Annotated in this window: 11 protein-coding genes; 2 read left to right on the forward strand and 9 right to left on the reverse strand. The window is 70.3% G+C overall.

Annotation, left to right across the window (positions count from 1 at the left end):
- Positions 1 to 65 precede the first annotated feature (65 nt).
- From OHS70_RS02960 to OHS70_RS02975, 4 genes are all read right to left on the reverse strand, one after another.
- Positions 66 to 716 carry an aspartate/glutamate racemase family protein gene (locus OHS70_RS02960; protein WP_328393320.1) on the reverse strand — a complete coding sequence of 217 codons (651 nt, stop codon included), beginning with the start codon at positions 714 to 716 and terminating at the stop codon, positions 66 to 68.
- A gap of 353 nt (positions 717 to 1,069) precedes the next feature.
- Positions 1,070 to 1,486, reverse strand: a complete 417-nt coding sequence (panD, locus tag OHS70_RS02965) for an aspartate 1-decarboxylase (RefSeq protein ID WP_328393322.1) — start codon at positions 1,484 to 1,486, stop codon at positions 1,070 to 1,072.
- A 266-nt stretch (positions 1,487 to 1,752) separates the two neighbouring features.
- Positions 1,753 to 3,396 carry a trypsin-like serine protease gene (locus OHS70_RS02970; protein WP_328393324.1) on the reverse strand — a complete coding sequence of 548 codons (1,644 nt, stop codon included), beginning with the start codon at positions 3,394 to 3,396 and terminating at the stop codon, positions 1,753 to 1,755.
- Between the two features lie 116 nt (positions 3,397 to 3,512).
- Positions 3,513 to 4,037, reverse strand: a complete 525-nt coding sequence (locus tag OHS70_RS02975) for a hypothetical protein (RefSeq protein ID WP_328393326.1) — start codon at positions 4,035 to 4,037, stop codon at positions 3,513 to 3,515.
- 605 nt (positions 4,038 to 4,642) lie between these two features.
- On the opposite strand from OHS70_RS02975, the gene OHS70_RS02980 reads away from it, so the two are divergent.
- The gene (locus OHS70_RS02980) at positions 4,643 to 7,987 is read left to right on the forward strand and encodes an ALF repeat-containing protein (RefSeq protein WP_328393328.1); all 3,345 of its coding nucleotides are present in this window, start codon (positions 4,643 to 4,645) and stop codon (positions 7,985 to 7,987) included.
- Positions 7,988 to 8,140: 153 nt separating this feature from the next.
- Here OHS70_RS02980 and OHS70_RS02985 read toward each other — a convergent pair whose 3' ends face one another.
- Genes OHS70_RS02985 through OHS70_RS03000 form a run of 4 tightly spaced genes read right to left on the reverse strand, consistent with a single transcriptional unit; the run spans position 8,141 to position 11,184 of the window.
- Positions 8,141 to 8,485 (reverse strand): hypothetical protein, encoded by a 345-nt coding sequence (locus OHS70_RS02985; RefSeq protein WP_328393330.1) that lies wholly within the window; start codon positions 8,483 to 8,485, stop codon positions 8,141 to 8,143.
- 8 nt (positions 8,486 to 8,493) lie between these two features.
- On the reverse strand, positions 8,494 to 9,873 hold the full coding sequence (locus OHS70_RS02990; protein ID WP_328393332.1) for a DUF6545 domain-containing protein: 1,380 nt from the start codon (positions 9,871 to 9,873) through the stop codon (positions 8,494 to 8,496).
- 13 nt (positions 9,874 to 9,886) lie between these two features.
- On the reverse strand, positions 9,887 to 10,462 hold the full coding sequence (locus OHS70_RS02995; protein ID WP_328393334.1) for a toxin-antitoxin system, toxin component: 576 nt from the start codon (positions 10,460 to 10,462) through the stop codon (positions 9,887 to 9,889).
- 50 nt (positions 10,463 to 10,512) lie between these two features.
- Positions 10,513 to 11,184 carry a hypothetical protein gene (locus OHS70_RS03000; RefSeq protein ID WP_328393336.1) on the reverse strand — a complete coding sequence of 224 codons (672 nt, stop codon included), beginning with the start codon at positions 11,182 to 11,184 and terminating at the stop codon, positions 10,513 to 10,515.
- Positions 11,185 to 11,743: 559 nt separating this feature from the next.
- Here OHS70_RS03000 and OHS70_RS03005 point away from each other — a divergent pair.
- Positions 11,744 to 12,664 carry a peptidoglycan-binding protein gene (locus OHS70_RS03005; RefSeq protein ID WP_328393338.1) on the forward strand — a complete coding sequence of 307 codons (921 nt, stop codon included), beginning with the start codon at positions 11,744 to 11,746 and terminating at the stop codon, positions 12,662 to 12,664.
- 99 nt (positions 12,665 to 12,763) lie between these two features.
- On the opposite strand, the gene OHS70_RS03010 is transcribed toward OHS70_RS03005, so the two are convergent.
- Positions 12,764 to 15,493: a hypothetical protein gene (locus OHS70_RS03010; protein ID WP_328393340.1), complete on the reverse strand. Its 2,730-nt coding sequence runs from the start codon at positions 15,491 to 15,493 to the stop codon at positions 12,764 to 12,766.
- Positions 15,494 to 15,738: the final 245 nt, after the last annotated feature.

Below are 15,738 nucleotides of genomic sequence, written 5' to 3' on the forward strand. Positions count from 1 at the left end.
ACCTCCAGGGTTCGAAGCCGTGCGATCCCACTGTCGCCCCCTCCGGGTGCCCACGCCTGCCGGATTCACGCGTCACCGGCGCCGCGGGGCGGTGCCGAAACGGCGTCGGCGGCTGCCCGCAGCCCTGGTCCGGGGCTGGAGAGCACGGGCACGGCCGTGCTCGTGCGCTCCGCCGCGTCCGCCATGGACGCCTGGGCCAGAACGATGACATCCGCCTCACGCACCGCGTCGACGGCGGCCGCGACCGTATCCAGATACCCCTCCCGGTCACCGGCCTCGAAGCGCTCCCAGGCGCCTTCGACGAGAAGCGTCCTCAGCTCGATGTCACGCCCCGCGGCCTCCTGCCTGATCAGGTCTGCCGTCGGCCCGAGGGTGCCGGCCAGCGCCGCGGCCACCACGATCCGCCGGTGCCCGGCGGCTGCCGCCGCCATGGGCCGGTCGACCCGAAGGACCGGTACGCCGAGCCCGGGCGCGCATGCCTCGGCGACCGCGCCGATCGTGGAACAGGTGCACAGGACGGCGTCCGCCCCCTCGGCAACGGCTCCGGCGAGCACGTCCGCGACGGCAGGCGCGACCGCCTGCGGCCCGTCGGTCCTGGCACGGACGAGCAGATCCTCATGGACGAGGTGCAGCATCTCGAGCGAGGGACGGTGCCTGTCGCGCAGGGCGTCGAAGACGGGGACATGCACCGGGGAGGTGTGGAGCAGCGCCAGCATGGTCGCGATGTTAGTGCCGTGACCGGCAATGGCTCCCCGTCAAGGAGGCCGTCCGGTGCGTGCCGTCTCAAGGCGGCTGGAAGCCGGCGCAGGCGGCGCCTCCGGTGCCCGAGGGGCTACGGCGAGAGGGTGCGTGCAAGGCGGCGCGACAGGGCGTAGCTTGCCGGGCGGAGCACCAGGGCCTCACGGACCGCCGCCATCCGGCTCGAACCCGGCCAGGTATCTGCTGGAGCACCGCCGGCGCCGGAGGAGAGGCACACCCCGCGGCGGGCGCACACCGTCGGGGTTCTCTTGCTCCGCCCGCGCCGGCCGGGCCGCCTGTGCGGCACGGCCGGCGGGCGGTCGCCCGGTGGTCAGACGACGGCGTGCGGACTGCGTGCCGTGTCGGTGCCCGGCACCGGCGCGGACGCGTCCGATCCGAGCTCCACGATCCGGTTGTCCGCGTCCACGTGGACCACGCTCGGCACCAGCGCACGGGCCTCGGCGTCGTCGACCTGGGCGTAACTGATGAGAATCACGAGGTCACCCGGGTGCACGAGATGGGCGGCCGCACCATTGATGCCGATGACGCCGGAGCCGCGCTCGCCCTCGATGACGTAGGTCTCCAGGCGGGCGCCGTTGGTGATGTCCACGATGTGCACCAGCTCGCCGGGCAGCAGATCCGCGGCGTCCATGAGATCGCGGTCGACAGTGACGGAGCCGACGTAGTGCAGATCTGCCTGCGTCACGGTGGCCCGGTGAATCTTGGACTTGAACATTGTCCGAAACATGAAGAAGCTCCCGAAATCTCTGCTCCCTGCCTGCTTCACGCAGGTCAAGGGCGGTCTCGGCACCCTACAACGATTCGCATGTTCGGTCAGCTGTCCCCGGGCCTTTCAGGACTTGCGCTGACCCGTTGCTGAAAATGAGGGGCTGCCCGGACCCCGTCACCCGATGGCCTGTTCAGGGCCGGACAGTCCAGCCATGGCTGTGCCCGCCCACCCGCCCCCGAACGGAGACGGGGGCGGATGGGCGGGCGCGAAGAGCCGACTCGGTATCAGAGGGTGCCGGCGAGTGCGATGGAGCCGAGCGGGGTGGCCGCGATGCTCTGGATCGTGGGCACGGTGACCGGGTTCGTGAAGATGTTGCCGGCGGTGTTGCGGGAGGTCTGCACGACCCGGTTGTCGCTGGTGGTGAAGGCGAACTCGACGTCGTGGTCGACGCCGGCCGCGCCCACCGACGTGACGGTGATGTTGCCGAGGTGGGCCGTCAGGTCCTTGACGGGGCTCCAGACGCCGGTGGCGCGGCGGGCGGTGTGGTACTGGCGGGTGCCGTTGTCCGTGGCGAGGGCGATGTGGGCGGTGCCGCCCATGCCGGCCATGGCCACGGAAGAGACCGGGCCGGTGGCGCCGGAGGCCTGGGCGACGTCGCCCCAGACGGACCAGTGACCGGCGGTGGTGCGCAGGGTGTGGTGGGCCTTGCCGCCGGTGACGGCGACGACCTGGAGCTCGCCCCCGGTGTTGGCGGTGGCGATCGAGGTCACGCCGCTCATGGGGCTGCTCACGGAGGCGACGTCACCGAAGGGGGCCCACGAACCGTTCGCGCGGCGCACGGTGTGGAAGACCTTGCCGTCGGCGACCGCGACCAGCTGCATCTCGGTGCCGGTGGAGACGGCGGACAGCTGAGTGACGTTGGAGAGTACGCCGGCGACGGCACCGACGTCACCGAACGTGCCCCACGTGCCGTCCGCCTTGCGGATGGTGTGGTAGATGCGGCCGTTGGTGCCGAGCGCCACCACGTGGGTGTCGCCGTTGATCCCGGCGACGGTGGCGGTACGGACGCCGCCGATGTTCCCCGCCTTGGACTGGACGTCGGTGAAGCCGGTCCAGGAGCCGTCTTCCAGGCGGATGCCCTGGTAAAGGGAGGTGCCCGCCTGAACGACGGCCTCCGTCTTCCAGCCGGCGGTCAGCGAGCGGACCTCCGCGGACCACACGCTCAGGTTGTCGGCCCGCGCGGAGATGGCCCCGGTGCGGGTCTCGGCGGTGGCAGTGCCAAGGCAACCACCCTGCCAGGAGCGGCTGTTGACGCCGACGAGCTGGCCAGACGCGTTGAGGAGGGGACCGCCGGTGTCGCCCTTGCAGAGGACGTCGGAGCCCTTGCCGGTGATGGTGATGGTGCCGGTGTCGGACGCATTGGTGGTGAAGGTGCCCGTGTGAAGCTTGTCGGGTACCCACTCGGTCTTCGTACGTCCGAACCCGGCCGCGGTGAGGTCGGTGCCGGCTGCGGGAGCCGAGGGGGCCAGCCTGGTCCACGGGAGACCAGTGGCGGCGGTGGCCAGCCGGGCGAGAACCAGGTCGCGGTCGGTACGGGGCACGAGGTCGACGACCTCGACGGCCCTGCCGTCAGACAGCGTGGCGATGGACTTCAGCGCCGGCTTGCCGGCCGGGACCGACGTACCGGGGGTGCCGGCGAAGCAGCTGGCGGCCGTGACGATCCAGTTCGCGTCGACCAGGGTCGCCGTGCAGCCACGGGAGTTGGCCTCGTCGCCGATGTTCAGCTTCACAATGGACTTGTACTGGTCGGCCGGAGCCTCGGGACCGGCCACCGCAAGGGCGGGGGCGGCCGAGATCAGGCCTGCGGCGACCGCGGTGGCGGAGAGCAGACCGGTTATCCGCGCCGGGCGCAGACGGGGTGCAAGCATGGTTCTTCCTTCGGTGAACAGGTTCGTGGGGAAGCGGTCGAGTACTGACCGGAGGCGCGTCCGGCCGCCGTTCAAGTCGGTGGTCCTGGCTGACCCCTGCCAGTGCCGTACGGGCGTTACTTGGAGGTCCGGATCTCCATGAGCATGAACTCGCGGCCCTGCTCGTCGGCGCTCTCGCCGACCGAGGTCCAGGAGTTCTTGTTCACGTCCCACGTCTTGCGCTCCGCGCCGACCGTCATGTCGACCTGGGCGGAGTAGTCGTTGCCCTTGATGACGAAGACCGAGGGGATTTCCAGGGTCAGGTAGCCGGTGGTTCCGGTGACCCGGAAGCAGATCTTCTCGTTCGAGCGGGACCAGACCTCCAGGAGGTCGGTCGCGCTCGCGCAGTCGGCGAGGAGGATGTGGCCGTCACCGCGCTTGAGGGTGATCTTCTGCTCGGCGAGGATCTTGTCGGCGTTCGGGTAGCCGAAGTCCTCGATGGCGTACCCCGGGCCGTCCTCGGCGACGGCCTTCATCGCGGTGGCGTCCGTGGCGGTCCCGCCCGCGGCGGCACCGTTGGCGCCCGTGATCGCCAGCCATGCAAAGGCGCCGGCGGCCGTGGCCGCGGCCACCGTGCGGACGAGCTTCTTGCGTGCCTTCATCCCTACCCCAGTCTTCAGTTCCGGTTCACTGCCCGGAAAGTTCCATACGGATGCGAAGGCTCATGTCCAACCAACAAGAGGTGCACCAAAGACGGGTGTTCTCTCCTTGGAAGCCCCCAACTTCCTCCGGGATCTTAACCGCACACCTGGAACGGAAATCAAGTCCAGAAAAACGAACATGACAGCCGGTCAGTCAATTCCGCCGCATTGGCGGTGACGCGAGGACGTCCGCTCACCGAGCGCCGTACGGGGTGGGCTCAAGCGCAGCGAAGGGCTCCGGCGGGCCTCTGGGCAAGTGACTTGACTCACACAGATCGGAGGCGTCGACCAGGGAGTATGTACCACTCAGGGGACTTGTGCCCGATTTGGGTGGCCAATCCGCTCCCGGGTGACACCCCGCCAGACCGGGCCGCATAAACGAACGTTGATTGTCCATCATCTATCGTCTGGCCAAAGCAGCGTGTCCCGGGTAGGTTCATGCTGCGCGCCTCCCGGACCTCGCAATGCGTTCCATGGTCCGGCGATTGAAACGCGACTCATAACTTGCCGCCCTGGACGCGCCGCACTCTTTGCTGCGTGCCATGCGCCGATAGCGAAGGACCGTTTTGGACACCATTTATTGGAGTAGGCGGCGCATTCTCGGCGCCATCGCGGCCACCGCGGCCGTCGTCACGACTTCCAGCCTCGTTCTCAACCCCACGGCAGCCTGGGCCGAGACCGAGCCTCCGGAAGCCGACCCGCTCCGGCTGCCGGACACCGACCGCGCCAAGGTCGTCAAGGCATGGGTGCTGGGGGGTACGGCCGTTCGCGCCGCCGCCGCCGTCGCGCTGGCCGGCTCCGACGCCGACGTGCAGAACTTCCTGGCCGTCAAACTCGCCTCGGAAACCGCGGTGGACAACCGCGCCGCGCTCCTTGGCAGCCTCGCGAAGGCCGGCAAGGGGACGCGTCGCGAGGTCACCGCCGTGCTCAACGGCAGTGACTCCACCGTCTCCGCCTTTCTCCAGGGCGGCTTCAAGTCCGCCCTCCTGGAGGACCTGCGCGTGGCCGCCGCCACGACGATCGCCACGGGCGGCAAGGCCGTGGTCAAGGCGGGCAACGCCGCCCTCACCGACGGCTCCCAGGCCGCGCTGGAGAAGTTCCTCACCGCGGACCGGTTCACGGCCCGTCTGGAGGACATGCGCGTCGAGTCCGCCAAGCTGTTGATGCTGGCGGGCCCGGAGGTGCAGAAGTACGCCAACAGGGCGCTGTCGGGCACGGAAACCGAGATCGAGTGGTTCCTCGAAACCGGCCAGCACATCGCCCGAGCCCGCGATCAGGAACGGTCCAAGATCGAAGAGCTCCTCGCCGTCGCCACGCGCGAGGGCAAGGCTGCCGAATTGAAGACGAAGCAGGCCGAAGAGGCCTGCGCCCAGGCCGTGGCCGCCGCCTCCAAGGCCAAGGAGGCCGCGCAAACCGCCGAGGCCGAGGCGCGCCTCGCGGAGAACGACGTCGTGCGGGCCGCCCGGTCAGCCCGCAAGGCCGCGGAGGCCGCGAAGGGGGCGTCCGACGCGGCCCGGATGGCGACCAACGCCGCCAACACCGCCATTCAGGCTTCCCGTCGCGCCGCGAACGCCGCGATGGCCGCGAGCCAGGCGGCGGCCGCCGCGGGCACCGCCGCGTCAAAGGCGTTCAATTCGGCCATCGCCGCCTCCAGGAATCTGGAGAAGTCCGCCGAGGCCAAGGCACTGGCCGGCGAGTGCCGGAAGATCGCCCGATGGGTCCGGCTCACGGCGGATGAGGCCACGCGCGCCGCCGACTACGCGGACCAGGTCGCCAAGGAGGGTGGCAAAGCCGCCGGCGCGGCACGCGACGCCGCCGACGCGGCAGAGACTTCCCGGCGCGCCGCGGAGAGCTCGGCCGGTGTGGCCGATGCGGAGGCCGCGGAAGCCAGGCGCCAGGCCCAGATCGCCAAGGCCAACGCCACGATCGCCACCAACGCCGCCGGAACCGCGCAGGCCCTCGCGACCGCGTCCGCAATCGCGGCGCGCGACGCCCGCAACGCCGCCTACAGCGCGGCCGCCCACGCGGAGAAGGCCGCGGACGCCGCAGACTGGGCCGTCCAGTACGCCGGCCAGGCGGTGGACCACGCGAACAAGTCCACCGAGTTCGCCAACGAGGCGACCAAGGCCGCCAATATGGCCACGGAAGCGGTCGTCCAGGCGCTCAAGGTCGAGAAGGACGCGCGCGAGGCCGAGCAGCAGCGGCTGGACCACGAGACCCGGCAAGGGATGGAGGAGATGCGCCTGTTCGCCCAGGCCGACGCCCTCGACAGGGCGGAGAGCGAGGCCAAGCGCAGCCAGGCCGAGCAAACCTCCCAGGTGACGAGGGACCTCATCGCGCTGGCCGAGTCGGCGCTGCGGGGCGGGAACCTGGCAGGGGCCGCCGCCGCGGGACGCAAGGCGGCCCTCGCCCTCGTGGACTCCCACGGCATCTGGTCCCGGGAGGCCGCGCAGTTCGCCCTGGCCGGTACGGACGCCGACGTCCACGTCTGGATCGACGGCGACCGGCAGATCGCACAGCGCCAGGACGACCGGGAGACCGCCCTCCACCTCGCCCGCACCTCCTGCTCGAAGGTCGGCTTCGCCGCGACCGCGGCGCTGCGGAGCAGCGATCCCGACGCGGCGGCAGCGTTCCTGCGCACCGGTGCCATCGAGGCGGCGGCCATGGACAACCGTGTCATCGTCGCGCAGCTACTGGCCGACAAGCCCGGCCGCGCGGTGACCGAGGCGGCGAACGCCGCACTGAACGCCGGAACGCCCGAGGCGCTGCACCAGTTCCTCTTCGGTACGTTCGAGAAGGCCCAGCGGGAGGACGACGCGGTGGCCGTCGCGGCCCTCCTCCAGACCGCGGGGCCGTACACCAAGGCCTATGCCCAGGCAGTGCTCGAGGGCCCCTCGTGGATGCGCCGGAAGTTCCTCGCCACCGTCCAGTACCAGACCGCGCAGCTCGACCACGACTTCGCCACCCACGTCGCGGCCATGCAGGGTGCCATCGCCGCGGCCGCGAAGATCGCCGATAAGGCGCAGGAGGACGCCGCCCGCGCCCAGGAGGCAGCCGCTACGGCCCGCAAGGCGGGCGAGGAAGCACAGATGTGGGCGGGGAAGGCGCAGGAGGCGGCCACTCGGGCCGTCGCCTCCGCCCAGAAGGCGGACGCATACGCGAACCAGGCCGAGGAGTCCGCCCGCAACGCCCAGGCTTCGGCCGACAGGGCGAAGCAGCAGGCGGCCGCCGCCCGCACCGCCGCCCGCTCGGCGAACTACTCCGCCAACCGGGCACTGGAATCAGCCCGCAGTGCTCGTGCATCCGCCGACTCGGCCATGGAATCGGCGAGCAGAGCCCGCCACGCCTCGCTCGAGGCGGGCCAGAACGCGGCGGACGCGGCCACCGCGGCCAGTCAGGCCCGCCAGGAGGCCAACCGGCAGCGGGACAGGGAAAGCACGGCAGCGGCCGAGCAGGCCGCGAAGGAGATGGAGCTGCACGGAATCGCCAAGACGAACCCGGCCGACACCTCCGAGAACGACATCTTCTCGTTCAACCCGTCGAAAAAGGACTGGCAGGACTGGTCCAGGACCACGCACGATTGGGCCTTCGTAACCGGCACGCTCGGTGCCTATGTCGGTATCGCCGCCGGGTGGAGCGGCGCCAAGCCACTCCAGTACGCGGCCCTCGGCCTGGGTGGTGTCACCACGCACCTTGACATCGCCAGCGCGATCTGCGCGTTCAACGGCTACGGATGGGAGAGTGAGGAGTTCGAGAACGCCGCCGGGCTCGCGCTGTTCAGCATGGCCACCCTCGGACTGGGAAGTCGTCTCAGGGTGGTCAACGCCTCGATCTCCCACAGGACCGCCGAGCTCACGAACGCCGCGTTCGACGCGTGGGGAGCGATCATGAACCGGATGACCGCCCACTGAACGACGGCGTACCGAAACACCTTGAGGGGCCCGCGGCAGAGATGCCGCCGGCTCCTCAGGGCGTCGCCACCGGAGTGTTCTCGTCCGTGCCTCGGGCGCGTCCGCGCCGGTACGCCCTCCGCGTGCGCCGGCCGCCACGGCCGGGTGCCGCCGTCAGGGCCCGGGAGATCGACACCGCCGTGAACATGGCGGCGAGTCCGGCGGCCACGGACTCGCGCTCCGGGGCCCGCTGTCCTTCGCCGGCCGGTAGGCCGGCTCGCGTACCTCGTCCGTGCAGTAGGCGCACAGTTCGAGCATCCAGTCGTGCATCGTGGTCATCCGGTAGCGCAGGACCTGTTCGGGTCTGGTGTACCAAGGCAGGGGAAGCAACATCGCGTTCCTGGGGGTGGGCCCGGGCCGGTGGACCAGACGCCACAGGGCGGCGATGCCGAGCAGCGGGTTTCCCACCCGGTCGATCAGCCCGGTCCGTAGGCCGGTACGAGCCCCGACTCCGATCATCAGCCCGCTCACCGACACGAAAGGCGCGCCAGGCTGTCGTTCAGCGCCCGGTCCCGGTCCGCCCAGCCGGCATTCTGACGAGGTGGCGGCCTGACCAACAGGCCGCCACCTAAGGCGGCCTCCATGTCGGCAGCCCCGTCCGGCGACTGCCCAGAGGGATGCCGGTCCGGAGTCGGGGTATCTGCCGCTCCGGCAGGAGCCCGAGGCATGACGGCCAGGGCCGGAAGAGCCCGGGAGATGCCGACCAGAAGGTCGCGGTACTCGGCTTCGGCGGCCCGCAGCGCCCGAACCGCCACCACGCCCTGTTCCTTGTCGGCGGGCATCGCGAGGGCGCGGGCGTCCGCCGCCGCCGTGAACATGGCGGCCAGGCCGAAGGCGACACTCTCGGCCTCCGTCCTGCCGCCCTCGCGGGCCCGGGCGTAGGCGTCCGCCCGTACCTCCTCCGAGCAGTACGCCCCCAGCTCCAGCATCCGGTCGTGGATGTCGGTCATCCGGTCCGTGAGGCGCCGGCCCGGGCCGGCGTTCCAGGGAGTGGAGAGCCGCATCGGGCTCCGGGGACCACCGTCGCGGCATATGGTCCGCCGCAGGGTGCCCAGGGCACGCAGGGTCCACAGAGGCCCGAACAGCCGTGCGGTGATCCAGGGTCCGACGATGGGGATGAGGAAGCCGACAGCAACGAAAAGGGTGCCGAGGCAGGCGAACGACACGGCCGCCCGGTTGAGCGGTTCCCAGTCACGGCCGCTCCAGGCGGCCACGACCGCGGCCAGTTCGGCCATACCGTAGGTGACGTTGGTCAGGAAACCCACGGCCAGGACGGTGAGCCCGATGCGCAGCAAGCCTCCGGCCGGTGTCCTCCGCTCGGGGCGCTCCCTGCGGATGTCGCGCGCCCATTTCCAGCACGCGGCGGCCGCAGCGGCGGCAGCGGCGGTGACGGCGAACAGGCAGAGCAGCACCATCTCGCGCATGAAGGGAGTGTTGGCGTAATACGTCTCGAAGTCACGCTGCCGTTCGACCGGCGCCTCGCCCCGTACGAAACAGCCGATGAGCAGGATGGTCACGACACCGTGGCCCCAGATCCAACGCCTGACCCGGCGGCGTGTGTGGGGGAGGACCTCCACGTCCTCGCGCCAGTTCTCCATGAGGACCCGGCAGGCACACGCGTGGGCGGAGAGGATGCAGTAGACCAGCGCCGCCGAGAAATTGCTGACGCCCGTCATCTCGTTGACGACCGTGATCGTCGGGGGCGCCGAGAAGAAGAACGCCGCGGCCTGCAGGAAGATCACGGCGTTGACGCTGCGGACCACGGGGCTGCGCCAGCGCCTCACCAACGAGGGAAGTTTGACGACCAGCACGATGCCGAGCGCGGCGGCCGGGAGGTAGAGATTCACGCTTTCTCGCCCGTCATCCTCTGAGCGACGCCCAGATGCGGCCGGCCACTCCGTCGAAGGGTGTCGTGCTACGCCTGCCCTCCAGGCAGGACCTGACCCGGTCGGCGAGCATCCGGCCGAACCTCTCTGCACGCCGCTCCTCTTCGAGGTCCGGCTCCGTACGGGCGGCGACGTAGGCGACCGCGTCCGCAAGGCTCCAGCGGTCCCCCAGCATGCGCGCCGCGGCCATCGCACCGGCCGCGCTGCCATGACCGCAATGCCCCTCCTTCAGGTGCCACAGTTCGTGCCCCAGGATCACGACCTGGTGCAGTGGCGAGGTGTTCGCCTCGAGGGCGACCAGGTCGTAGTCGCCCATGTCCAGCCACAGGCCCGTCACCGAGCCCGGCGGGAACTCCTCCAGCATCAAGTGCACTTCGCGCCCGCTGCTCCGTGCCGCACACGCGCAGATCGCCTTCAGCAGCTCCACCGGCTGCTCGGGAACCGGCTGCGGCAGCCCCATGAACAGCGCGTCGCGATACCGCTTCATCTCGCGCGAGACCCCCACCCGTGCCACCCGTCCCTCGTGCCGGATGCACAGCCCCCCATGCATCGTTCCTTGCGCGTTACCGCGGGTGAGCCGTGGTGTCCACGCCGCCGCGATCAATCGACGTCATTGTGCGCCACCGCTGTCTCGAGGGCGGCCCGGGCCTCCCTGGCGCGCTCCTCCCGGGACCGCCGCGCCACTGATTCGATCAGGGCGATCAGGGGCTGAGCGGTGTCGTCCGGTACGTCGGCCAGGGCCCGGGTGGCGTACGCGACAACGCCGAGCGAGGGATCCAACTCGCCCGCCGGACCCGCCGTTCGCAAGCGCCGCAGGTCCTGGTCCTGCCGCTCCACGGTCCGCTCCAGCAGGTCCTTGTGGATCTGCTGAAGGACGCGGTCCAGCGCCTCGGCGGGCTCGGCGACCAGGAACTCGATCTTCTCCCCGAAGAATCCCGCGATCCCGGCGGCGTGGTCGAGGTTCGGAGCGCGGCCCGTCTTGATCATCTTGTCGAGCCACTGCGCGCTCGTTCCCGCGCCGGCCGCGATCTCCGCCAGGGAGTACGCCCGCCTGCTGCCGTCCGCGGCCGCGCGCAGCCGCGTCGCGCGCAGGAACAGAATCCGCTCGACCACGCGCCGGTGGCGCGCCTCGACCACGTCCACACCCGGGCCGGGCCCACCGAGCCGCTCGCCACGCAACAACTCCCGTACCTCCTGCGCCGCCACCCCCGAGGCATACGACAGCCCGCCCTCGCCCTCCACCCGCAGCACGTCCCCGCGATTCAATCCCATGCGGTCCAGCAGCGAGTCGATACGACGCACCGTTCCCACGAGGTCCCGAGCCGGCCCACCACTCACGCGAACTCCAACGGTTATTGAACGAGGCCGTGCAAGGCTAACAACCACCGTTGATCCGCCATCACCGATCCCCCAATCGCCCGATCACGCCGGCTCCGGGCTCGTCCCGGCCGGTCGCCGGACCCGGTCCACCGGGGCGGTCGCACGGCGGGACACAGGGCGGCCTGCGCATCGCCGCCCGTCCGCAGCCACCGAGTCCGCACGGCGCTGTGCGCAGTGCCCATCGGGGCACCGGGACTTCCGGAGGCAGTGTCATCTCCTGTACGGCGAGGCCGAGATGTGCGCCACATCGCAGAAGCCGAATGAGAGCGGCTCACTCGCGCCGCGTATCGCTTCATGACAAACCAACCCGTGCGGCTTCGGCCGCCCCGGGATCCCCCTGCCTCCGGAGATCACATACCGCTTGATTCTGGTGCTTATCTGTTCACGACAAGACATCCTCCACCTCTCCGGGACCGGACATCTGGTGGATGTCGGTTGAGGAGGACTGCCGGTGATAGTCGACGACACCGAACCTGAGCGAGCTTTCGGTTCAGCACCTGACACCGAGCACTCGATCACGAACTCCTTCCAGCGGGTGCTGGATGCGCTGGACGCCGCACGCGCCGAGCTCCGCCGGACCGACCCCCATCTGTACGGGGCCCACGAGGAGCGAGGCCGGGCCGGGAGCCCGTCGCCCGCCCCGTCGTCCGTGGTGGTGGAGCCGCTGTGGGCCCGCGGCGCCGACCTGAGGGACGACCCGGCCGCCGCGGTGGGCGAACCGCTGTGGGCGGGGAACGCACCCCCGGCGGACGCCCCTCTTCCCGGCGCCGCCCCGCTCCCTGGATTCCTGGAGGAAGACCCGGACCACCGGAACACCCCGCACCCCGAGGAGCCCTGGTGGGCCGCGGCCCGCCGGGACACGGTCTCTTCGGGCACCGCTGGGTCGCACACCGCCCGGTGGCCGGACGACACCCGGGAGACGGCACCACACGCCGCCCGCTGGCGTGTGAGGATCACGGGCCGTGTGCTGCCGCGCCTTCCCGTCAAGCGGGTGCGTATCGCCGGGGCGTTCGGGGTGGGCGCGGCGAGCGGTCTCATGGTCGCCTCTTCGCTCCTGACCAACGGCGGCACCATGCCCCCGGTCCCGTCCGCGCCCTCCGCACAGCCCGAGTGGCCGCTGCCCGACGATGCTGCCGCGTCGCCCCCCGCGGGCGCGCTGAGGCAGGGGGACGACGGGCAGGAGGTGTCCGACCTGCAGAAGCGTCTGCTCCAGGTCCCCAACATCTACGACGACGGTGAGACCGACGGCTACTACGACATCGAAGTGCAGGCGGCTGTGGCCAGGTTCCAGGAGTGGTACGGCGTCCGTGGCGACGAAACCGGCGTCTACGGCGACAGCACCCGACGCGACCTGATGTCGCGCACCCAGTAGCGGGACGGCGGCCGGCGGCGGCCCCTCATGGGCGGCTTCGGCCACCCTGCGCCGGCTGCCGAACCGGGGAGTTGTCGCCACACGCGGCAACCCTGGCGCTCATGGACAGGGGTGTGCCTCCCCGGCCGTGCCCCAGGTGTCCGGATCGTTCAGGCCGAGCGGCTTGTCGGGCAGCAGCCCGCACGCCATCCAGGTGGTCACGCTCTTGTCCATGTGCGACTCGAGAATGTAGACGGCCTTGTTCGGCGGGTACTTGTGCCGGGTGTCGAGTGAGAGGAGTCCGGACGCGCCCGAGAAGTTCTGGACGCCCGGATTCGACAGTCGTGCGTAGACGTCCGTCGGCTGGAAGCGGGCATCGGTGTTTTCCGCGGTCTTGTACTGGGCGTACACCGAGTTGATCACTTCGGAGGCCACACGGAGTGCATCGTAGGCTCCGGCCGCGTTGCCCTCCGGTACGACCCTGTCCTTGAACACTTCCCGGAAGCGGTCGGTGAACTCCGAGTACGGGCTGTCGGGGGTCTCCTTGCCGTTGGAGTTGTTGAACATCACGTAGTACGGCTTCAGTACGGAATGCTTCTTCAGCATCTCCGCCGGATCCTGAAGGTACTTGGCGGCTGTGCTCTCGGAGAGGACGGCGACCTGTTTGCCGTCCGACTTCCGGCAGTCCGCGGCGCCTTGCAGCGCGTCGAACAGTTCCGGCATCTCGCCCGAGCGTCCCGCGTAGACGATGAAGCCGCCCGTGTCGCGGACCTCGGTGCAGACGTTCCTGGCCACGTCCGAGACGATCTGCCCGTTCCGGTTCTCGTAGTAGGGAACGGTGACCACCTTCCCGCCCTTGTACTTCTCCGAGAACTTCGCCCCCAGATCAGCGCTGAAGAATGCGTCGTCCGGGTCGTAGACCACGACCGCCGTCCTGCCGCCACCGTCCACGTTCGTCGTCAGCTCGCCGATCTGCTCGGAGTGCCTGGAGAACTCGGCCATGATCTCGGCGGTGCGCTCGTTCGACGGAGAGACCTGGAAGTAGTAGGACGGGGACCTTTCATCGACCATTCTGCTGCCCGTGACGGAGTTCCCGATGACGGGGATGCTCGCCGCGGAGAGTTGCTGCACCGCCGCGAACGACGAGGGCCGGCTCTGCGTGATCCCGATGACCGCGGCGATCTTGTCCCGGTCCTTCCGGTCGATGATCTCCTGCGCGACATCGGGGCCCGGTGAGCTCTGCGAGCCGTACGCGAAGTACTTGCCGGAGTTGGCGATCAGAAGACGTATCTGAACTATGTCCCCCTCTCGGCCGTTCACCTCTTTCTGCGCGGCCAGGGCGCCCCGCAGGCTCTGGATGCTGACCGGAGTGGAATCGCCGGGCTCCGCGGTCAACGGCGCGAAGAACACCAGGGTGCGGTAAGGCCGGTTGCTGTTCACGGCCTCCTCGTTCTGCTCTGCGGCAATGCTCTCCAGCTCCAGCAGTTCGTCGTCCCGGCCGGCAACTCCCAGATGGCATTCCCGCCCGTCCGTGATGCCCACGATCTCCCCCGTGCTCACGGGATGGCACGACGGCGGCCGCTCACCGTCCCCCACGTAGAAGGCCGTCGCACCGGCGACGAGAGCCAGCGCCATGAGCGGAGCCCCCACGGCCCGTACGTAGTCGCCCCGACCGTTCGCGCGCACGGAGACCTTCGGATTCGTCTCCAGCCACCGGTCCGCCGGGCCGTCGTCATCGCCGGCGGACAGAGGGACCAGGTAGACGGCGGAGGCGGAACTCCGGGCGTACAGCGCATGCACCTTGTCGGCGACGCCCGTGACGCTCCGGGGATCGGCCGCAACAGCTTGGGCGTACGAGGGAGGGTGCTCACCGGCGAGCGCGCCGAGCACCATCAGCGGAGCCGGCGGCTCGGTGCGGACGATGTCCGCGTAGGTGTCGAGGAGCCGGCGCACGGGCGTGCCCTCTTCACCCACGGCCGGCAGGAGCAGCACGAAGGGCCACTGGCGTCGGGCCCGGTAGACCCAGAGTCTCGACGGCCGGGCGGCCCTCGACAGGTCGTTCAGCAGGGCCATGAGCAGCATGCGCTGGATCAGAGCGTGATTGCCCCGGGAGGTGCCGGACCTGGTGATCGCCAGTGCCATCCGGAGGAAGTTCGGTCCCTTGGGGCGCCGGGAGCCGACCCAGCGCGCGGTGCGGCGTCTGCTGAGCCACAGGCCGTAGAACCGCCGGGGCAGTCCGACGACGAGCAGCTGGAACAGCGAGAGCCAGATGGTCGCCAGGAAGCTGGTGCCGCTGGCGCCGGCCAGCCGCGCCAGCGTCCCCAGGAGGGGTCGGCGGCCGAGGAGCTGGAGGTAGAGCTCGTCCCGCAGGCGCCGTCGCTTGCCGGCGGCCGAACCGGCGCCCACGGATATGTCCAGAACCGCACGGCAGGTGTGGAAGCGGGGGAGCCTGAGCTCGCCTGCATCGTGCGGCATGGAGTTCTCGAACTGGTCGACGATGCTGTCGAGGAGGGCGACATGCGGTTCGGCCGCGGCGCCCGGATCCTCGCCGGGCGCGGGGGCGGGAGTGGGCGGAGTTGAATCGCCGTCGTCGATCAGCGCGTGCGGGACGAGGTCGGTCGTGCGGTCGAGGTCCTGCTCGAAGAGGCGGTCCCGGTAACCCACGATGATCGATCGCACGGTGGAACCGGCCCCTGCACCGGCCGCTGTGGTTGCGCCGGAAGGACCGGAGGCCCCGCCGTCACGGCGCAGCAGCACCACCGGTAACCGACGGCTTCCCTTCCGGTTTCCGGCGAAGGCGTCGAACTGTTCGATCAGGTACTCGATCCCCTGGGGAAGCGGCCGCTGCACACGTACTCCTTCAAGGCTCAGGGCGGCCAGGGCCGCTGCCTGCCCGTCCTCCGGGTTGGCCCGCCGCGCAGCAGAACAGGCGAACACGGTGATCGTGATCGCCTGTCCGCAGCGGCGGATCCAGCCAAACTAGCGGTGGTCGAGCGGTCGCCGTGGGTGAACGACCGGGTTGCCCGGGAGCCGCTGGACGCGCGCACCGCCCGGACGCCGTGACGGCATCGGGACCGAATCCGGTACGGCACCGG

It is taken from the genome of Streptomyces sp. NBC_00390 (assembly GCF_036057275.1).
GTDB lineage: Bacteria > Actinomycetota > Actinomycetes > Streptomycetales > Streptomycetaceae > Streptomyces.